This is a genomic window from Polymorphobacter multimanifer, from assembly GCF_014205635.1.
GTDB classification, from domain to species: Bacteria; Pseudomonadota; Alphaproteobacteria; order Sphingomonadales; family Sphingomonadaceae; genus Sandarakinorhabdus; species Sandarakinorhabdus multimanifer.
This window is the reverse complement of sequence record NZ_JACIIV010000022.1, coordinates 1-19,681: the sequence shown is the minus strand read 5'-3', so window position 1 is coordinate 19,681 and position 19,681 is coordinate 1. Positions and strand designations below refer to the sequence as shown.

At 66.7% G+C, this 19,681-nt stretch carries 19 protein-coding genes; 10 read left to right on the top strand and 9 right to left on the bottom strand.

The window, feature by feature from the left end; translation table 11 throughout:
- Positions 1-2: 2 nt before the first annotated feature.
- Entirely contained in the window at positions 3-920 is a 918-nt protein-coding gene (locus FHS79_RS14090) for an ABC transporter ATP-binding protein (protein WP_184201409.1), read from the bottom strand.
- 92 nt (positions 921-1,012) lie between these two features.
- Between FHS79_RS14090 and FHS79_RS14085 the strand changes: the two genes are divergently transcribed.
- On the top strand, positions 1,013-1,348 hold the full coding sequence (locus FHS79_RS14085; protein ID WP_184201406.1) for a GntR family transcriptional regulator: 336 nt from the start codon (positions 1,013-1,015) through the stop codon (positions 1,346-1,348).
- Here FHS79_RS14085 and phhA read toward each other — a convergent pair.
- Genes phhA through FHS79_RS14070 form a run of 3 tightly spaced genes read right to left on the bottom strand, consistent with a single transcriptional unit; the run spans position 1,306 to position 4,401 of the window.
- Entirely contained in the window at positions 1,306-2,142 is an 837-nt protein-coding gene (gene phhA, locus FHS79_RS14080) for a phenylalanine 4-monooxygenase (RefSeq protein ID WP_243452902.1), read from the bottom strand. The genes FHS79_RS14085 and phhA overlap by 43 nt on opposite strands.
- 4 nt (positions 2,143-2,146) lie before the next feature.
- Positions 2,147-3,304 carry a deoxyguanosinetriphosphate triphosphohydrolase gene (locus tag FHS79_RS14075; protein ID WP_184201400.1) on the bottom strand — a complete coding sequence of 386 codons (1,158 nt, stop codon included), beginning with the start codon at positions 3,302-3,304 and terminating at the stop codon, positions 2,147-2,149.
- A gap of 23 nt (positions 3,305-3,327) precedes the next feature.
- Entirely contained in the window at positions 3,328-4,401 is a 1,074-nt protein-coding gene (locus FHS79_RS14070) for a CaiB/BaiF CoA transferase family protein (RefSeq protein ID WP_184201397.1), read from the bottom strand.
- Positions 4,402-4,530: 129 nt separating this feature from the next.
- Between FHS79_RS14070 and arsC the strand changes: the two genes are divergently transcribed.
- The 4 genes from arsC to FHS79_RS14050 are packed head-to-tail and all read left to right on the top strand — an operon-like array spanning position 4,531 to position 8,038.
- A complete protein-coding gene (gene arsC, locus FHS79_RS14065; protein WP_207792364.1) occupies positions 4,531-4,941 on the top strand; it encodes an arsenate reductase (glutaredoxin) in 411 nt (136 codons plus the stop codon).
- A 3-nt stretch (positions 4,942-4,944) separates the two neighbouring features.
- Positions 4,945-5,439, top strand: coding sequence for a GNAT family N-acetyltransferase (locus tag FHS79_RS14060; RefSeq protein ID WP_184201394.1), 495 nt, complete (start codon positions 4,945-4,947; stop codon positions 5,437-5,439).
- Positions 5,440-5,447: 8 nt separating this feature from the next.
- Complete coding sequence (locus FHS79_RS14055; RefSeq protein WP_184201391.1) at positions 5,448-7,199, top strand: putative 2OG-Fe(II) oxygenase; 1,752 nt, start codon at positions 5,448-5,450, stop codon at positions 7,197-7,199.
- Positions 7,196-8,038: a methyltransferase domain-containing protein gene (locus FHS79_RS14050; RefSeq protein ID WP_184201388.1), complete on the top strand. Its 843-nt coding sequence runs from the start codon at positions 7,196-7,198 to the stop codon at positions 8,036-8,038. Before FHS79_RS14055 ends, FHS79_RS14050 begins: the two co-directional genes overlap by 4 nt.
- A 64-nt stretch (positions 8,039-8,102) precedes the next feature.
- Here FHS79_RS14050 and FHS79_RS14045 read toward each other — a convergent pair whose 3' ends face one another.
- On the bottom strand, positions 8,103-11,138 hold the full coding sequence (locus FHS79_RS14045; protein WP_184201385.1) for a TonB-dependent receptor domain-containing protein: 3,036 nt from the start codon (positions 11,136-11,138) through the stop codon (positions 8,103-8,105).
- Positions 11,139-11,362: 224 nt separating this feature from the next.
- Here FHS79_RS14045 and FHS79_RS14040 point away from each other — a divergent pair, with 224 nt between their 5' ends.
- Positions 11,363-11,923 carry a hypothetical protein gene (locus FHS79_RS14040; RefSeq protein ID WP_184201383.1) on the top strand — a complete coding sequence of 187 codons (561 nt, stop codon included), beginning with the start codon at positions 11,363-11,365 and terminating at the stop codon, positions 11,921-11,923.
- A 137-nt stretch (positions 11,924-12,060) separates the two neighbouring features.
- Here FHS79_RS14040 and FHS79_RS14035 read toward each other — a convergent pair whose 3' ends face one another.
- The 4 genes from FHS79_RS14035 to xseA are packed head-to-tail and all read right to left on the bottom strand — an operon-like array spanning position 12,061 to position 15,068.
- Positions 12,061-12,777: a 2OG-Fe(II) oxygenase gene (locus FHS79_RS14035; RefSeq protein ID WP_341534464.1), complete on the bottom strand. Its 717-nt coding sequence runs from the start codon at positions 12,775-12,777 to the stop codon at positions 12,061-12,063.
- Positions 12,774-13,502 (bottom strand): 2OG-Fe(II) oxygenase family protein, encoded by a 729-nt coding sequence (locus FHS79_RS19355; protein ID WP_184201380.1) that lies wholly within the window; start codon positions 13,500-13,502, stop codon positions 12,774-12,776. Before FHS79_RS19355 ends, FHS79_RS14035 begins: the two co-directional genes overlap by 4 nt.
- Positions 13,503-13,718: a DUF2093 domain-containing protein gene (locus FHS79_RS14025; protein ID WP_184201377.1), complete on the bottom strand. Its 216-nt coding sequence runs from the start codon at positions 13,716-13,718 to the stop codon at positions 13,503-13,505. It lies immediately after the preceding gene.
- The gene (gene xseA / locus FHS79_RS14020; RefSeq protein WP_184201374.1) at positions 13,719-15,068 is read right to left on the bottom strand and encodes an exodeoxyribonuclease VII large subunit; all 1,350 of its coding nucleotides are present in this window, start codon (positions 15,066-15,068) and stop codon (positions 13,719-13,721) included.
- Between the two features lie 104 nt (positions 15,069-15,172).
- On the opposite strand from xseA, the gene purD reads away from it, so the two are divergent.
- The 4 genes from purD (at position 15,173) to FHS79_RS14000 (ending at position 19,583) form a co-directional block, all read left to right on the top strand.
- Positions 15,173-16,417: a phosphoribosylamine--glycine ligase gene (gene purD / locus FHS79_RS14015; RefSeq protein WP_184201371.1), complete on the top strand. Its 1,245-nt coding sequence runs from the start codon at positions 15,173-15,175 to the stop codon at positions 16,415-16,417.
- A 40-nt stretch (positions 16,418-16,457) separates the two neighbouring features.
- Positions 16,458-17,534: a phosphotransferase family protein gene (locus tag FHS79_RS14010; protein ID WP_184201368.1), complete on the top strand. Its 1,077-nt coding sequence runs from the start codon at positions 16,458-16,460 to the stop codon at positions 17,532-17,534.
- Positions 17,535-17,587: 53 nt separating this feature from the next.
- Entirely contained in the window at positions 17,588-19,213 is a 1,626-nt protein-coding gene (locus tag FHS79_RS14005; protein ID WP_184201365.1) for an FAD-dependent oxidoreductase, read from the top strand.
- Positions 19,214-19,325: 112 nt separating this feature from the next.
- Entirely contained in the window at positions 19,326-19,583 is a 258-nt protein-coding gene (locus tag FHS79_RS14000; RefSeq protein ID WP_184201362.1) for a hypothetical protein, read from the top strand.
- Positions 19,584-19,681 lie beyond the last annotated feature (98 nt).

The following is a 19,681-nucleotide window of genomic DNA, read 5'->3' as shown; positions in this document are numbered from 1 at the left end:
TCTCAGGCACTCGCTGTCAGCTTGAGGAATACATCCTCGAGGTCGGCATCCTGCGTCGACACATCGACCACCTGCAGACCGGCGGCGGTGATGTGCGCCAGTATCTGCCCGGCGTTCTGGCTGCGCTTGTCGTAGGTGAGGGTGAGAACGCGCCCACTGCTGTCGATCGCGGCCTTGCACGGCACCCCCACCGGCACGGCCGCAAGCTCGTCTGCCAGTGTGACGACAAGCACCTTGTCCCCGGCATCGGCCAGCAACGACCGTGTGTCGGCATTGGCGACCACCCGGCCATGGTTGATGATGGCGATGCGATCACACAACGCCTCGGCCTCTTCGAGATAATGGGTGGTCAGCACCACCGTGGTGCCGCCGGCGTTCAACTCGCGAACATACTCCCACAGCAGCGCACGCAGCTCGATATCAACCCCGGCCGTCGGCTCATCGAGCACCAGCACTGGCGGATTGTGCACCAGCGCCTTGGCCACCAGCAGCCGCCGCTTCATGCCGCCGGAAAGCGTGCGCGAATAAGCGTGCGCCTTGTCCTCCAGCCGCACCGCGCGAAGCAGCTCCATTGTGCGCCGCTGTGCCTTGGCGATGCCGAACAGGCCGGCCTGCAGTTCGAGCGTCTCGAAAGGCGTGAAGAAGGCGTCGAAGATGATCTCCTGCGGCACCACCCCGATCGACCGCTTGGCATTGCGACCGTGCTCATCGATGTCGAAGCCCCAGATGCGCGCCTTGCCCCCGGTCTTGTTCACCAGCCCGGCCAGGATGTTGATCGTCGTCGATTTGCCGGCACCGTTCGGCCCGAGCAGCCCGAAGATGCTGCCGCGCGGAATAGTCAGGTCGATGCCATGCAGCGCCACCTTGCCGCCGGCATAGGTCTTTTCCAGCCCGCTGATCTCGATCGCCGCTTCGCTCATCCTCGTCGGTTAACGCTGCTGCATGAAGCGCACAAGCCATGCGGCGACATTGCAGAGTTGACGGACGAGTGTGGGAGGCGGATACAACAGCGATGCTGACCGGTGACAAACCCATCTATCTCCAGATAAGGGACCGGATCGTCGGCCGGATTCTTGCCGACGGCGACGGCGCGCTGCTGCCATCGGTGCGCGCGTTGGCGGCCAGCGCCAAGGTCAATCCGCTCACCGTCGCCAAGGCCTATCAGGAGCTTCAGTCCGCCGGGCTTGTCGTCGCCAAAAAGGGGGTCGGCCTGTTTGCCGCCGCAGGTGCGGCCGACAAGCTTCTCGCCAGCGAACGCGAGCACTTCCTGCAGCAGGAATGGCCGCGGGTGCAGGCGCGGATCGATCAGCTCGGGCTTTCCGCCAGGGACTTGCTGGCACTCGCCTGAGCGCCGCGGGTGAAAAGCCGGTCACTCGCCAGCACATCGGCCGGCGCAAGTTCAGCCAGCGTGCCGACCCGAGCATAGAGCGGCGCAAAGTCGGTATCGAGCGTCGCACGCAGGAGCTGCTCGAAGCTTTCGATGACGAAATATACGGCCTGGAACTCATCGATCTTGTAGCGTGTGCGCAGCAGACGCTCGAGATCGAAGCCGATCCGGTTGGGGCTCTCGCTCTCAAGCGCGAACCGGCTTTCGCCTGCCGAAGAGACGATGCCGGCACCATAGATGCGCAGGCCACCGGCCTCGCGGACCAGACCGAACTCCACCGTATACCAGTAGAGCCGCGCCAATGCGGGCAGCGCACCGAGTTCCAGCGCCCTTAGCCCGCCCTCGCCATACGCCTGCATGTAATCGGCAAAGACCGGGTCCGACAGCAGCGGCACATGGCCGAACACATCATGGAACACATCGGGCGCTTCGAGATAATCGAGCTGGTCGGGCCGGCGGATGAAGTTGCCCGCCGGAAATATCCGGGCCGCCAGCATCCGGAAGAAAACATCGTCGGGCACCAGCCCAGGCACCGCCACCACCCGCCATCCGGTCTGCGCATGCAGCCGCTCCGAAAGGGCGCCGAATTCGGGAATGCCGCCGCGGCTCAGTTCCAGCCGCTCCAAACCGTCGATGAAGGCCGCTGCCGCACGGCCGGGCAGAAGCGCCGATTGCCGGGCGTAGAGCGTGTCCCACACAATATGATCTTGCGGGGTGAAATGCGCCCAGTCTTGCGGGATGATCCAGTTTTCCATGGCGCTACAATAACACATCCTCGGGCAACGGCGATGGTCCCACCAGTCGCTCATAGACGCGCAGGGCGAAACGGTCGGTCATCCCCGCCACGAAATCGCCGACATGCCGCGCCCGTGCCGGCTCATCGGCAGGCATCGCTGCCTGCCAGTCCTGCGGAAGTGCTTCGGGGTTGGCGTGCAGCGCCCGGAAGACATCGGCCACCACTTCCTGCGACGGATCACGCAGTGCCACCACCCGCGGGTGCCGGTACATTCGCGACCGCAGAAAATCCTTCAACACCCGTGTCTGCGCTGCCATGTTCGGCGTCAGACCCACCAGCGTGCGCCCAGCAGCGCGCACATCCGAGGCATTTGCCGGCGCCAGATCCGTGAGCCGCCGCCGTGTCTCCTCCAGCAGATCGTCGGTCATCCGGCCGATCTGCGCGCGCACCACTTCGGGCACCAGCCGCCGCCGCGCCGCCACCCCCGGCCAGCGCGTCCGCACCGCCGCCAGCGTGTCCGCCGTGAACGGAACCGCCTCGGCCACCTCGTCGACACTGAACAACCCGGCGCGGATACCATCGTCGAGATCGTGATTGTCATAGGCAATGTCGTCGGCGATCGCCGCCACTTGCGCTTCCAGCCCGGCATGGCTCGAAAGATCGAGCGGCCAATCCGCATCCGCCGCCGCCATCGCCCAGCCGGGCAGATAAATCGGGCCATTGTGCTTCGCCAGCCCCTCCAGCGTTTCCCAGCACAGGTTGAGGCCATCCCAGCCGGGGTAACGGCACTCGAGCCGGGTCACGATTCTGACTGTCTGCGCATTGTGGTCGAACCCGCCCCAGGGAGCCATCACCGCCTCAAGCGCGTCCTCGCCGCTGTGTCCGAAAGGCGGATGCCCCAGGTCATGCGCCAGCGCCAGTGCCTCGGTCAGATCCTCGTCGAGCCTAAGCGCCCGCGCCAGCGTCCGCGCGATCTGTGCCACTTCAAGGCTGTGCGTCAGCCGCACTCGGAAATGGTCGCCATCGGGCGCCACGAACACCTGCGTCTTGTAGCGCAACCGCCGGAACGCCGTGCTGTGGATGATCCGGTCCCGGTCGCGCTGGAACGGTCCACGCGTGGCACTGCCGGGCTCGTCATGGCGACGGCCGCGTTCGGGGCGGGTGGCGTAGGGTGCGAGCAAGCAGGCCTCCGGCGGCTGGGGGCTCAGCCCCCCGACCCCTTGAGTTGATCGTCCCACTTCGTCGTCATGAACGGCAAATCGGTGACGGTTCTGGAATAGCGGGGGGCGGGCGCCGGTTGCATCACGCCATCAACCTCGATGAAGGTCTGCCGCGCTGCATTGTGCGGATGCCGGGGCGCCTCCGCCATGCTCAGCACCGGGGCAAAGCACACATCGGTCATCTCCATCAGCGCGCACCATTCATCGCGGGTCTTCGTGAGGAACAGCGCCGTCAGCTTCGCCTTCAACACCGGCCACTGCCGACTGTCCATCTGCGCATCGAAATCGGGATCATCCTTCAGCCCGGCCCGCACCCGCAGTTCGGCATAGAATTGGGGCTCGAGGCTGCCGATGCTGATCCATTTGCCGTCGCTGGTCTCATAGGTGTCGTACATGTGCGCGCCGGTATCGAGCAAATTGACTCCGCGTTCGTTGCGCCAGATGCCATTGGCGCGAAAGCCCCAGATCATGCTCATCAGCGTCGCGGCACCATCGGTCATTGCGCAATCGATCACCTGACCTTCACCGGTCTTCTGCGCATGCAGCAGCGCGGACACCATGCCGAACGCCAGCATCATGCCGCCGCCGCCGAAGTCCCCCACCATGTTGATCGGAGGGGTCGGCTTCTCGCCCGCCCGGCCATAGCCATGAAGCGCGCCGGCAAGCGCGATATAGTTGATGTCGTGCCCGGCCGCCTGGGAATAGGGGCCGAACTGCCCCCAACCGGTCATCCGGCCAACCACCAGCGCCGGATTGGCCGCGTGAAGCACGTCGGGCCCCAGCCCCATTCGCTCGATCACGCCGGGGCGAAATCCTTCGATCAGCCCATGCGCGGTCTTTGCAAGGTCGAGCACCGCCGCCTTGCCTTCGGCCGACTTCAGATCCAGCGCAACAACCCGCCGCGAGCGCAGCAACGGATCCTTCGCGTCCAGCCGCGCCCCAGGCCGCTCGATGCGGATCACCTCGGCACCATGGTCCGCAAGCATCATTCCGGCAAAGGGAGCTGGTCCGATGCCCGCCAGCTCGATGATCCTGATCCCGGAAAGTGGCCCGGCCATGTGCGTCTCCTTCTGACGAAGCGCTTGTGCGCTGCCAGGTCCAGCGGCGCAATCCTGCGCTTTTGCCAGCCCAGTCAACGTCAGGCCGCTTGCCGCCATCGCACCTTCCGATAGATTGCCGGCAACGGAATGAGCGGGGCCGAAACGATGAGTGTGGTGATCTGGCACAACCCTAAATGCGGCACGTCGCGCAACGCGCTGGCGATGATCCGCGCAACTGGCGTCGAGCCCGAGGTCCTGCATTATCTCGACACACCGCCGGACTCCGCGGCGCTGGCCGCCGCAGCTCAAGCCGTGGGTGGCGCCCGTGCGCTCCTGCGCACCAAGGGCACGCCGGCGGACGAGATGGGGCTCGACAATGCCGATGATGCCACCATTCTTGCCGCGATGGTGGAGCACCCGATCCTGATCAATCGGCCTGTGGTGATCACACCGAGGGGCATCGTGCTTGCACGTCCTTCGGAGAGGGTTCTCGAAGTGCTCGAGGCGCGGCCGCCGTCGGACTTCCGGAAGGAAGACGGCGCTGCGGTCGCAGGTTGAGCAATGCGCATTCGCCCCGCCCGGCGCGAGGATGTGGAATCGATTTCCGCCATCTACGCGCCTGAAGTGCTTCATGGCACAGCAAGTTTCGAGACCGAGCCTCCCGACGATATCGAGATGGCAGCACGGCTCGCGCGTGTGCAGGCGCGCGGTTGGCCATGGCTGGTGATGGAACTCGACGAGCAGATCCTGGGCTACGCCTATGCCAGCCAGTTTCGGGACCGACCCGCATATGCCGTCACCTGCGAGAACAGCATATACATGGCGGCCTCGGCGCGCGGTCGCGGGTTGGGGCTGATGCTTCTGCAAGCGCTGATCGCTGCAGCACGCGAGGCGGGGTTCAGGCAGATGATCGCCGTGGTGGGTGATGCCGAAGGCAATATTGCCAGCCAGGCACTGCACCGCCGGGCGGGCTTCAAGGATGTGGGTCGGCTTCGGGATGTGGGGACCAAGTTCGGCAAGTCACTTGATGTGGCCTATCTGCAGCGGAGCCTGTAGAAAGCGGCGTGGCCGATGTGAACGCCTTGTTTTCGCGGGCTGAAGCGCAGTTTCGCGCCGGCGCCCATGCGGCTGCTCGCGCCGACTTGCTGCAGCTGCTGCCGATGGTGGGCGAGCATGTGGCAGTGCTCCATTTGCTGGCGCTTTCGGAAGCGCGACTGGGGCAGCGGCAGGCGGCAGAGGCGGCGTTTCGACGGGCATTGAATGCTGCGCCGCGGGATGCGCAGATCAACAATAATTTCGCCAACCTGCTGAAAAATGTCGGTGATTCCGAGGGAGCACTGGCGCATTACACGGCTGCACTGGCGGCAAATCCGGCGCTTCATGCAGCCCGGCTCAACAGGGCCGGGCTGCTGGTGCAGCAAGGACGCGCAGCCGAAGCACTGCCGGATATCGATGCTCTGCGGCGGGTGTCCCCTGACGATCCCGGGCTGCGGTTGACGGGGGGGGCGGCAATGCTCGCGCTGGGGCAGCTCGATGCGGCGGCGGCGGACTTCGATGCGGTGCTGGCGCAGCGGCCCGAGGACGCCAAGGCGTTGCAGGGTCGGGCGCGGGTGTCGGCGCAGGCGGGGGACGATGCCTTGGCGCTCCGGCTTTATCGCAAGGCATTTTCGGTGTCGCCGACGGACCCCGAGGTGATGCTGGGATTGGCGGAAGCCCTTGAAGCGATGGGAGAAGATAGCGGGCTGCCGCTGCTGGCGGCAGCGGTGGAGGCGCATCCCGGCTGGTTGGCGGGGCAGGATGCGCTAGCGCGGATGCGCTCGGAAGCGGGGGAATTGGCGGACTTCGATGCGGGGTATCGGAGGGCGAGGACGAAGATGCCGGATGATGCGCCATTGGCATCGGGGCATGTGGCGTGCCTGATGCGGGCGGAGCGGTATGCCGATGCGATTATAACGCTGGATCAATGGGTTGCGCGTGCAGGACGAAGTCCGGAGGCGGATCGTTTCGAGGCGATGCTGGCGAGCGAAGTGGGGGACTTGCAGCGGGCGGATGCGGCTTTTGGGCGGGTCGGGGATGATCCGGCGCTGGCGCCTGCGCATGCCCGGCATCTGCTGCGCAAGCGCGATCCGATGGCGGCGGCGGCGCTGCTGGAGCCGCTGGCGCTGGCCGACCTTGGGGCTGTAAACCATTGGGCTTATTTGGCTATTGCCTGGCGGATGTTGGATGGTCCACGGCATGAATGGCTGGCGCTGCAGCCGGGGCTGGTGGGGACGCAGGCGATCGAAATCGATCTGGCAGCGCTGGCGGAGGTGCTGCGGGGGCTGCACCGAAGCCGGGCGCATCCGGTGGGGCAATCGCTGCGCGGGGGGACGCAGACGCGGACGCGGCTGTTCGGAAGGGACATTCCGATCCTGAAAGAGGTCGAAAAGGGTATTCGCAGGGGCATCGAGGGGCATCAAAGGGGTATGCCGGGGGTGGATGCGCGGCATCCCCTGCTTCGGTTTCGGGATGCGCCGCTGGAGTTTTCAGGGAGCTGGTCGGTGCGGCTGGCGGATGGCGGCTTTCATGTGGCGCATGTGCATCCGGAAGGCGTGCTGAGCTCGGCCTTTTATGTGGTGGTGCCCGAGGCGCGCGGGACCGAGGGGTGGCTCGAGGTGGGGGCGCCGCCGCCCGAACTTGGGCTGGGATTGCCACCGCTGCACCTGATCGAGCCGAGGCCGGGGCAGCTGGCGCTGTTCCCTTCGACGATGTTCCATGGCACCCGGCCGTTCGCGTCCGGCGAGCGAATGACGATCGCTTTCGATGCTCGCGCATGAGTGAGGGGGCCTGGAGCCTTTATTGGGCACAGGCGGATGGCCAGGCGTGCCTGCCGGGGATGCCGGCGGTGCTGGCGGGGCGGATCGAGGGGGGCTGGACAGCATTTGCCGCCGGATTGCCGGCGGGGGCGCGGGTGCTCGATATTGCGACAGGCAATGGCGCGGTGCTGCGGGTGATGGCGCGGGTGCGGAGTGACCTGGACCTGACGGGGGTGGATTCGGCGCAGGTTCGGGACACCGAAGGGGCATTTCGGGTGCAGGGAGGGGTGCCGGCGGAGGCGCTGCCGTTTGCTCAAGCGCATTTCGGAGCGGTGACGGCACAATTCGGGCTGGAATATTGCGCGGCCGCGGCCTGGCGGGAGGCGGCGCGGATTTTGCGCGGCGGCGGCGTGTTGCGGCTGGTGTGCCATCATGCTTTGAGTGCGGCGCTGGTGCACAACCGGGCGCGGTTGGCGGCGATGGTGGCGATGGATGCCGCAGGCATGTTCGGGCTGGCGCGGGAGATGGCGGCGGGGGGTGCCGACGACCCGGTGCGGGGCGCGGCGGTGCTGGCAGCGCGGCAGGCGCATGCCCAGCAATCGATCGTGATGGAACTGCCGGCGGCGATCGGGCAGGCGCTGGGCCGGCCGGATCGGGGGGTGCTGGTGGCAGCGATCGAGCGGCAGGCGCGGGGCGAGATGGCGCGGCTGGCGGCGATGGATGCGGCAGCGCTCGATGCCGAGGCTCTGGCGGAGCGGCTGGGCTGGCTGGCGGCGGCCGGGGTGACGGCCGAGGCGGCGGTGATTGCGGGGCCGGATGGGGCGCCGTTTGCCTGGGACATTGCCGGCAGCAAGGGCTGAACGGCGGACAAAAGAAGAGGGCGGCCAGCTTGCGCTGACCGCCCTTTTCCTTTGGCGCTTTCGCTTAGAAGCGGAAGTTGGCCGAGATGAAGAAGTCGCGACCTAGCACGTCATACACACCCGGGAAGGTGTTCGACTGCTCCTGGCCGGTGCCGACGATCGGCGGCTGGCGGTTGAGCAGGTTGTTGACGCCGAGGTTGAAGCCGACGTTGTCGGTCATCTGGTAGGAGAAGGACAGATCGAACAGGTTGTAGGCACCGATCCGCTCGACAGTCCGCAGCAGGGTGTCGTTGTCTTCGACCACCGGGCCGAGGTAGCGCCAGCGCAGCGAGGTGGTGAGGCCACCATCGTTCCAGCTCAGGCGAGCGTTGTGCTTCCACTTGCTCTGCGGGGTGCAACGGGTGCCGAAGCGGCCGGCGCATTCCACGAGCTCAGGACGTCCGATGACCGGGGTGAAGCTGTTGGTTTCGGTCCAGGTCCCGAGGAACGAGAAGGCGATGTTCGATTCCGCACCCACCAGGCCGAAGCTGAGCGGGAAGTCATAGTTGACGCCGAGATCGATGCCCGAGGTGTTGAGCGACGACAGGTTGGCCACACCGGCGAACACGACGTTGCGCGAACCATCGGGGTTGGTGCTGCCATCGAGTGCACCGGTCGAGGGATTGCGGCTAACCAGCTGGCAGAAGCCGTTGTTGGCATCCTGGAACACGTTGTAGCAGAGGTTGAGGATGTTGGCGGCACCACCACCGGCAGTGGCGATGGCATTGCCGATCTTGACGTTGAAATAGTCGACGGTGACCGAGAAGCGCGGCACGAAGCTGGGACGGATCACTGCACCGAAGGTGTAGGTGTCGGCTTCTTCCGCGTTCAGGTTGGGGTTGCCACCGGTCTGGTTCTGGATCTGCTGGTTGAGCTGCAGCTGCGACGGGATGCCGAGGCCGAGGTTGCCGGCCGGAGCGCCCGTGGCGATGCAGGTGTTGCGGAGCGCACCAGCAGCCGCAGCCGCCGGGGTGGAGCAGGGATCGGTTGCTGCAGGGAAGCCGATGCCGCCGCCGCCGAAGAGCTCACCGACGTTGGGAGCCCGGATGGCGCGCGAGAACTGGCCGCGGAACATCAGGTCCTGGATCGGTGCCCACTGGCCGCCGACTGCGAAGGTCCAGACGCCACCGACGGTCGGCAGCGAATAGTCGGAGTAACGGCCGGCGCCGGTCAGCTCGAGGTTGTAGAAGAAGGGACGATCGGCCGCGATGGGCAGACGAACTTCGCCGAAGACTTCCTTGACGCTGTACTGGCCCGAGGTGGGGTTGGTGGCGTTGAAGCCGATGACGTCACCCGAGGACAGGGCCGTATCGGGGATGAACTCCGAACCCATGCGGCGCCATTCGGTGCCGACGGCGAAGCCGATGTCATCACCACCGAAGCCGAGGTTGAACAGCGTGCCCGAAACCGAGCCCGAAGCCACTTCGAGGGTGGAAATGGTGGTGTTCTGCGCGGTGATGCTGATCGCGGAGGCCATCGCGGGGGTGAGGGTGTTTTCACCGAAGATGTCGATGGCGGTGCCGGAACCGTCGAGGCCGCGCTGGAAGGCGCTGCGCGAGACGTTGCCGAGCTGGATGTTGGAGTTGCGGTTGCGCGAGTAGCTGTAATAGGCGTCGTAGTTGAGGCCGGTCTCGCCGATGTCGCCACGCAGACCGAACAGGGTGCGGAAGGACTGCGAATCATCGTTGTTGATACGCGCGTTGATGTCGGTCACGCGGCGCTGCAGCGTGGTCGAGATGACGCCAGCACCGTTGGCAATGCCGGTCGGGCCATAGAGGAGCGGCAGCGGGGTTGCGGTGCTGCCGGCCGCGGCGTTGGCGGCGTTGATTTCCTGACGGCGCGCATTGATCGCCGTCTCGTTGGCGTCGATCTGCGCGAGCAGGGCATTGTCCTGCGCGGAGAGGAACGGCGCCACGGTGGCGAGGCGAATGTTGAAGGTGCCGGTGACGGGGGTGGCGGCGAGCTGCGCCTTGACGCGGTTGTTGACGTAGGACAGCTCGGTGTAGGCGGTCACGCCGGGGGTGATCTCATATTCGGCATAGCCACCGAACAGATAACGCTCCTGCGGCACCATCAGATAGTTGACCGGCGCGTAGTTGTAGAGGTCGGCCGCGGTGAAGGGGCGCGACGAGCCCGCAGCATTGGGGAATGTGCCACCGAGGGCAGTGCCGAACGAGCCGACGCCGAGCGGCAGGACGTTGCAACCGGCCGGGGTCGGCACTGTGGTGCAGGTCGTGCCGGTCGGAAGCGCGGGGAAGCTCGGATCGCGGAAGACGTTGGTGCCGGGCACGGTGATACCGCCCTGCGGGGTGGCGCCGGAACCGCCCGACACGAAGCCGCCCGGGGGGTTGCTGTCGGCGAGCGCGGTCTCCGAGAAGGCACGGTCACCGGCGAAGATGGCGTTGCGGCGCGAGAAGCTGGCGAACACGGTCGCCTTGCCGCGGCCATCGCCGAACGAACCACCGAAGGCCAGGTTGGCATCGAAACGGTTGCCGTCACCGGCTTCGGTGATCGCGTTGGTGACGTTGCCCTCGAAGCCTTCGACGTTCTTGAGGCGGAAGTTGACGACGCCCGAGATGGCATCCGAACCGTAAACGGCCGAGGCGCCGCCAGTGACGACGTCGGTCGATTCGATGAGGAAGGTCGGGATGGTGTTCAGATCGACGACCTGGTTGGTCGAGTAGAACATCCAGCGGCGGCCGTTGACGAGCACCATGGTGCGCGCCGCGCCGAGGCCGCGCAGGTTGAGGGTGGCGACGCCGCCGCCGGGGTTGTTGGAGAAGGCGGTGATGCCGGGAACGACCTGCGGGAGGGCGTTGATGACATTTTCCACGTTGATGGTGCCGGTGAGGCGGAATTCTTCCTGGCCGATGACGGCGAAGGGCGCAGCGGACTCGAGATCACGGCGCGCGATGCGCGAGCCGGTGACGACGATGGCCTCGTCGTCGGCGGCGGCGCCGCCGGCAGTGGTGGTCTGCGAGAACGCCGGAGCGGCGGACATGATGAGCGCGAGCGCGAGCGAAGCCCGGCCGGTCTGCGCGAGGATGTTGGTCCTGGTCACTATTGTTCCCCAATCTGAAGAGGCGATAGGACATCGCCTGGCAAGGTTTCCCCCGGATCTTCAGCAGCCCTGACAGCTACCTTTCTCCAGCGTGAATGCGGAATGCAGGAAAGCCATGGCTGCTGTAAAGCAACTGAAAGAGCACAGCGTGGCTTTAAATCGGAGTTGTAACCGAAATGCCACAGTGTATTGGCGTTGCAAGACTGTTGAAAAAGGACTGAGTCATGCGTCATTCGAAGAGCTTGTGGAGCCTTTCGAGCCTTGTGCTGCTGGGCGTGCTGGCGGCGGCGCCGGTGCAGGCCGGCCAGCAGACTGCCACCGAAAGCAGCACCGAAGCGCCGCCGCGGGCGATCCGCGGCCTGCTGCAATGCCGCAGCCTGACCGAGGCTGCGGCGCGGCTGGCGTGCTTCGACCGCGAGGCGGCGGCCTTCGATGTGGCGGTGCGCGAACGCAATGTGGTGGTGGCGGACCGCGAGGCGGTGAAGGAGGCGCGGCGCGGGCTTTTCGGGCTGACGCTGCCGAGCCTGAGCCTGTTCGGGCGCGACGATGACGAGAAGGTGCGGGTGGACGCGATCGAGGCGAAGATCACCGAAGCGCGCAAGGGACCGGACCGCAACTGGCGGTTTTCGTTGGAGGATGGCAGCCGCTGGACGCAGACCGACGCGCGGATGATCGTGCGCGAGCCGAAGCCGGGGATGGCGATCGCCATTCGCAAGGCCGCCGGAGGGAGCTATTTCGGCAATGTGGACGGGCAGGTGGCGGTGCGCGTGCGGCGGGTGAATTGAGGGGCTGAAGCCAGGCTGATGATAGTGGGCCGCGGCAAAGCAGCGTCCTTGTCGTCGAAGCGGTTTGGGGGCGCCAGGGCACGCGCTGCCCGCCCGGCCGTGCATGTGGCGAGTCTGATCGCAAGCTGTGCTTGCTCTCAGCCGCCTCCGGCGCGCAACCACCCGGTGATGGCATAGCGGCGATAGGCGGCGGCGGCGGTGACCTGGCTGACGCTGTGGAGCTGGGGCACGGCGAACAGGTCGAGACTGTTGTATTCGGGTGACACACCGCGCAACGCTGCACCATCGTGGAAGAGCAGCAGGCCGCCCCATTCGACGCGCCAGACGGGGGTGAGGCCGAGGACATACGCCGCGCGGCGGTTTTTGCCGGCGACAGCATCATCATGGCCGGTGAGGAAATCTCCCGGCGAATAGGCGGTGGCCTGGCCATCGGCGAAGGCGATATCGGGGTGGCCGGTGATGGTTTGCAGGATGGCGCGCTGTTCGGGGGCGCTGAGCCAGTGCGGCAGGCGGGCGAGCAGGCTGTCGGTGGCGGGTGAGGGCGCGTTGCCATCGGGGAGGCGCAGCGTCTCGTAGCGATACTGGAAGCCGGCGCGGGCCCCGGCGATGACGGCGGTATCGAGGGCGGCCACCTGCTCGGGGGTCATCGATGCGCGGGTGGGGCGATCGAGTTCGAAGACCTTGCTGCCGCTGTTGAGAACCTGCTTCCAATCATGCCGGCCACGGGCTTCGAGGTGGAGCGACTGGGCGGCGGCTTCGGTGAGGACGGGGCGCAGCCGGACATGGCCGGTGGCGGCGAACATGCGTGCGGCGGCCTCGACATCGAGGCCGGGATGGAAGGCAAGGGGACTCACTTGTCGCGGAACCAGCCGGTGATGCTGAAGCGGCCGACGGGGGCGAAGGGGGGCACAGCGCCGACATTGTGGCGCATCGGCACGGTGAACAGGTTGAGCGCGTTGAAGCGGGGGATGAAGCCTTCGATCGTGTCCCCATCGTCATCGATGAAGTTGAGGTGGCCGCCCCAATCGGGCCGCCAATCCCTGGCGAGGCTGAGGACATAGGCGAGGCGGCGGCCCTCCTCGACGACGGTATCGTCGTGGACGGTGAGGAAATGGCCGGGGGCATAGAGGGTGGCCTGGGCATCGGCCTTGATGATTTCGGCGATGCCGGACACGTCGCGGGCGAAGCCGAGCATGGGTTCGGCGTTGAGGTGCTCGAGGAGCAGATCGAGCGGGTGGCCGGGGTTCCAGCCCTGCACATAGGCTTCGACCATGGGATATTGCGCGTAGAGAAAGCCGAAATCGCCCTTCGATGCCGACTGGCCGGCTTCGAGGCCGAAGCGGGCGCGGGCGTCGGGCGTCATGGCGCGGAGCTCCGGGCCGCGGATGTGGGCGCCGCTCTTGCCGGTCGCGGCCCAGGCGAGGCCCCAATCGGTGCCGCGCGAGAGGACCTCGTGGATCGATTCGGCGGCATCGGGGTGGAGGAACTGGCGGACCTGGACGCGACCGTGGGCGCGGAGTGCGGCGGCGATGGCGGGGCGATCGAGGCCGGGGTTGAGCGCGAAGAGCGTGCGGGTCACCTAGATGCGGCCTTCGGCGCGGACGGCGGCGTAGCGGTTGGAGGCGATGTCGGCGCTCAGATAGGCCTCCTGCAGCTCGGAACTCCAGTAGCGGAGCCGGTCGAGCGGGATGGGCTGGCCGGTGACGGCGCAGACGACATGATCACCGCGGGTGACGACTTCGTAGGAGCCGGAGAGATATTTGAGTTTGGCGAGGCGGCCGGAGGAGAAGAGCATCTACAGGAGCCTTGGTTGTGATGAGGCGGGTTGTACGGGCAGGTCCCCGTCGGCGAAGCGGAGGGTGAGGGCGGGCTGGCTGCGGGCAGCGGCGACCCGGCCGATGAGCTGGCCGTTGTTGTCGAGGACCAGCGCATAGCCGCGCGACAGGACCGACTCGGGGCCGAGCGAAACGAGGAGGCGGCCGGCGGCGGCGAGACGCTGGGCGGCGGTTTCGGCGCGCGCGGTGAGGAGGCGGGGCCGGAGATTGGTGCGGGCGAGCGCGTCGGCGCTGCGGCGGGTGCGGCTGGCGAGCAGGGCGGGGCGGAGCGCGCCGGCACTGGTGGCGAGGCGGGCGGCGGCGCGGCTGCGGGCGATGGCGAGGCCGCGCGGCAGGCGGCCGGCGAGATCGTCGAGGCGCTGGGCGGGGAGTTCCATGAGGCGGCGGGGGACGGGGAGGCGTGCGGCGATGGCGCGGGCGCGTTCGCTGCGCTGGGCGAGGCCGCGTGCCATGGCCTGCTCCAGCCGGGCGGCGAGGGTGGCGACCTGGGCGACGAGATCGGCGCGGACGGGGACGGCGCGCTCGGCGGCAGCGGTGGGGGTGGGGGCGCGCCAATCGGAGGCGTAATCGATGAGGGTGGTGTCGGTTTCGTGGCCGACGGCGCTGATGAGCGGGATGGCGCTGGCGGCTGCGGCGCGGACGACGATCTCTTCGTTGAACGCGCCGAGATCTTCGATCGAGCCGCCGCCGCGGGCGACGATGATGAGATCGGGGCGGGGAATGAGACCGCCGGGGGCGAGCGCGTTGAAGCCGCGGATGGCGGCGGCGACCTGGGACGCGGCGGCTTCACCCTGCACGGCGACGGGCCAGACGAGGACGTGGCGGGGGAAGCGATCGGCAAGGCGGTGGAGGATATCGCGGATGACCGCACCGGTGGGCGAGGTGATGATGCCGATGACGCGCGGGATGTGGGGGAGCGGGCGCTTGCGCGCTGGATCGAAAAGCCCTTCGGCCGCCAGCTTCACGCGGCGGGCCTCGATCTGCGCGAGCAGCGCGCCGACGCCGGCGGGGGCCATGCGATCGACGATGATCTGGTATTTGGAGCGGCCGGGATAGGTGGTGAGCTTGCCGGTGACGATGACTTCCAGCCCGTCTTCGGGGCGGAAACTCAGCGTGGCGGCGGCACCGCGGAACATGACGAGATCGACCAGCGCATCGGCATCCTTGAGGGCGCCGTAGCAATGGCCGGAGCCGACGCGCTTGAAGCCCGAGAGCTCGCCGCGGACGCGGACGAGGCCGAAGGTCGTCTCCACGGTGCGCTTGAGGGCGCCGGCAAGCTCGCTGACCGAATATTCGGGGGTGTTCTCCATTTGCGTCTGAATAGGGGAGTTTGCGCGCAAGAAAAAGGCCCGGGTATGCCGGGGCGGGGGCTTTGCACCCTTTCGTGTTGCAACACGGCGCGGTAGGGTCGGGCATGGCTGGTGATCTTGATGTTCTGGTGTTGGGCAGTGGTGGGCGCGAGCATGCGCTGTGCTGGAAGCTGAAGCAGAGTGCGCGGGTGCGGCGCCTCGTGTGTGCGCCGGGCAATGCAGGGATCGGACAGGTGGCCGAGCGTGCCGAGGAGCTGGCGATCGAGGAGCCGGCCGATGTGGTGGCGTTCGCGCGTGAGGGCGGCTTCGGGCTGGTGGTGATCGGGCCTGAGGGGCCGCTGGTGCACGGCGTTTCCGATGCGCTGCGCGCCGCCGGAATTCCGGTGGTGGGGCCGAGCCAGGCGGCAGCGCGGCTGGAGGGCTCGAAGGGCTTCACCAAGGATCTGTGCACGCGCGCCGGGATACCGACGGCGGCGTATCGGCGGTTCGCGTCGGCGACCGAGGCGCATCATTATGTGGCGGTGCATCCGCTTCCGGTGGTCGTGAAGGCCGATGGGCTGGCGATGGGCAAGGGGGTGACCGTTGCCGATTCGAACGAGGAGGGGCTGGCGGCGCTGGCGCTGATCCAGGGGCCGGTGGTTGTCGAGCAGTTCATGGAGGGCACCGAGGCGAGCCTGTTCGTGCTTTCCGATGGCAAATCGATGCAGGTTTGGGCCACGGCGCGCGACCACAAGCGGGCGTTCGATGGCGACGAGGGCGGCAATACCGGCGGCATGGGCGCGATCACCCCTGCCCCTGACCTGCCCGATGCGCTGCGCGACCGGGCGGTGAAGGCGATCATCGAGCCGACGCTGGCGGCGATGCGCGAGGCGGGCACGCCGTTCGAGGGGATGCTTTATGCCGGGCTGATGCTGACGCGCGCCGGGCCGATGCTCATCGAATACAATGTCCGCTTCGGCGATCCTGAAACGCAGGCGATGATGCTGCGGCTCGATTGCGACCTGGGCGAGCTGCTGCTGGCGTGCGCGCAAGGGCGGCTGGCCGAGGTGCCGGCGCGCTGGTCTGCCGATACGGCGGTAACGGTGGTGCTGGCGAGCAAGGGCTATCCCGAGGCGCCGCGCACCGGCACACCGATCGAGGGCGTGGAGGCGGCGGAAGCAACCGGGGCGGTGGTGTTCCATGCCGGCACGCGGCTGGGCGCCGATGGCACTCTGATCGCCACCGGCGGCCGGGTGCTGGCCGTAAGCGCCAAGGGCGGCGACGCCAACACCGCGCGCGAGCGCGCCTATGCCGCAGTGGCGAAGATCGACTGGCCGGGCGGCTTCTTCCGCACCGATATCGGCAAATAGCATAGGCGACAGCGCGGGATCTGCGCTCTAGGGTTGCGGCATGACCGAGACCGTTGACCGCCAGACGCAATTTTCCGGCACCTCTGCAGTGCGCGCGGGACAGGAGATCGACCTTGCCCGGTTGCATGGCTGGATGACGGCCAATGTGGAAGGTTTTGCCGGGCCGCTGACGGTGGAGCAGTTCAAGGGCGGCCAGTCCAACCCCACCTACAAGCTGCTGACGCCGGGACAGAATTATGTTCTGCGCCGCAAGCCGCCGGGGCAGCTGCTCGCCTCGGCGCATGCCGTGGACCGCGAATATCGGGTGATCACAGCACTTCATGCGCAAGGTTTTCCGGTGGCGCGGACGTTCGGGCTTTGCACCGACGAGAGCGTGATCGGCACCTGGTTCTATGTGATGGACTGTGTCGACGGGCGCATCTTCTGGGATACGAGCTTTCCCGATGTGCCGCGCGAGCAGCGGGCGGCCTATTTCGACGCGATGAACGCGACGCTGGCGCAGCTCCACATGATCGATGTCGAGAAGGCCGGGCTCGCCGACTATGGCAAGCCGGGCAATTATTTCAGCCGCCAGATCGGGCGCTGGAGCCGGCAATATATGGAGGACGCCGATGCGGGCCGGGTGGCGGCGATGGACCGGCTGGTCGAATGGCTGCCGGCGAATATTCCGCCGGGCGAGGAGGTGAGCGTGGTGCACGGCGATTATCGCTGTGACAACATGATCTTCCACAAGACCGAGCCGAAAGTGCTGGCGGTGCTCGACTGGGAGCTTTCCACGCTGGGCCATCCGCTCGCCGATTTCGCCTATCATCTGATGATCTACCGGATGCCGCCCGAGACGACGACCGGGCTGCTCGGGCGCGACCTCGATGCGCTGGGGGTGCCGACGGAGGCCGAATATGTGGCGGCCTATTGCGCGCGCACCGGGCGGGCCGGAATCGACAATCTCGATTTCTATGTCGCCTATAATCTGTTCCGGTTGGCGGGGATCGTGCACGGCATCCGCGGCCGCGTGGTGCGCGGGACGGCCACCTCGGCGCATGCGCGGAAGATGGCCGAGGGTGTGGAAAACCTGGCCGACCTGGCGCTGGCACAAGCGCGCAAGATCGGTGCCTGAGCTGGCGAAAGCGGGGCTGGCAGCGGTATCAGGATATGCCATAATCTGACGCGATGGAAACCATCGGCTTCGACCTTCGCCAGATGCAGCGGACACCGCTGGCAGCTTCCCATATCGAGGCGCTGCGCAGCGCCGGACAGAGCCGGCTTTACCCACAGGGCACGGTGATCGCGCGGCAGGGCGAGGCGATGGACCGCTTTGTCTATCTGGAAGAAGGCGAGATCGAAGTCGTCGATGCCTTTACCGGCGAGCGGGCGCTGCCGAGCACGCTGGGGCCGGGGCAATATATGGGCGAAATCGCGTTCCTGAGTGGTGGCGCCTGGACGCTGCCGATGCGCGCCGCGGTCGATTGCCGGGTCATCGAAGTCGAGCGGACGGCGATGCTGACGCTGATGGCGCAAATTCCGGAGATGTCGGACATCATCATCGGGGTGTTCGCGGCACGTCGCCGCCGGCAGCTCGAAGCCGGGGATGGCAGCCTGCGGCTGATCGGCGAGGACATCAGCCCGGCGGTGGCGCGGGTGGCGGCCTTCGCCAGCCGCAACCGCATTCCCTATCGCAGCCTCGAGCCCGGCAGCCCGGAAGCCCATGCCACGGCGATTTCGTGCAACATCGATGCGCATGCGCCGGCGGTGATTTTCGGGCGCGACATGGTGGTGACGGACCCCTCCCCCCATGCCGTGGCGCGGCTGCTCGGGCTGAACCTCGATTTCGACGCGCAGGAGCGGGTGGACGTGCTGATTGTCGGTGGCGGGCCGGCGGGCGTGGCCGCCGCGGTCTATGCCGGTGCGGAAGGGCTGCGGGCGCTGGTGGTCGAGGATATCGCCATCGGCGGCCAGGCGGGCACATCGAGCCGGATCGAGAATTACATGGGCTTTCCCACCGGCATTTCGGGTGCGGACCTGGTGTGGCGCGGCGAAATCCAGGCGATGAAGTTCGGCACGCGCTTTTCGATGCCCCACCGTGTGGCATCGCTGCTGCGACAGGAGGACGGCAGCTTTTGCGCCACCTTCGACAATGGCCAGAAGGTTTCAGCCTGTGCGGTGGTGGTGGCGACGGGGGTGCAATATCGGCGGCTGCCGATCGACCGGCTGGAGGATTTCGAGGGGCTGGGTGTCTATTATGCTGCCACTGAGATCGAGGCGCGGCGCTGCCGGGGGACGCAGGCGGTGATCATCGGCGGCGGCAACAGTGCGGGCCAGGCGGCGATGTATCTCTGCCGTTCGGCGGCCTGTGTGCACGTGGTCGTGCGCGGGCCATCGCTGGCGGCAAGCATGTCCGACTATCTGCTGAGCCGGCTCGAGGCCGATCCGGCGATCACCATTCATTATACCAGCGAAGTCGGCGCGCTGCGGGGGGGAGAGCGGCTTGAGGGCGTGTCGCTCATAGACCGCAGCACCGGCAGGACGACCGACATCGACTCGCGCGCGCTGTTCGTGATGGTGGGGGCGGCTCCCAACACCGGCTGGCTTGCCGGGCTGGTGGACCTTGATGCCAATGGCTTTGTGCTGACGGGCGCGCAGTGCGGACAGGACGCCTCCCCCTATGCCACCTCCTGCCCCGGCATCTTTGCCGTGGGCGATGTGCGCGCCGGATCGGTGAAGCGCGTGGCCTCGGCCGTGGGCGAAGGGTCAGTGGTGATTTCCAAGGTGTGGGAGCACGTCCGCAAGCTTGGTTGAAGGTTACTTCCCGATCTTCGGTCGTGAGCCCATAAAATGGCGACGACCGCTTTCGCCCGCTTGCGGACCGTGGTCGAGGTGCTACGCTCTTCACTGATCGGAGTATATTGACTTGGAATGGATCGCCTTTCTTGCGCCATCTTTCCTTTGGTTTAATTTGGCCTTCACCTCACCGTTCTTGACGACCTATCGGCATAGATTGTCTGGCATGCTGTCGGTCTTGAGCGGCATGCTAATGTTCGCCTCGCTTCGATTAGACACGCCAGAACACCTGCTTTGGCTCAGCGGTGCTGCCGTGGCCATGATGACAATGTTCGTGGCATTGCTCTGGAAACCAGCAGGGAAAGAGCCAAAACGGAAAGTCCGCTAACCACCCGATTCTGTTGAAAAACCCTGCTTGATCGATGGTTGATGGCGTGATTCACTCTGCTTGAGGCGAGCGGAGACGGTCTCATGATGGGTGAGCGA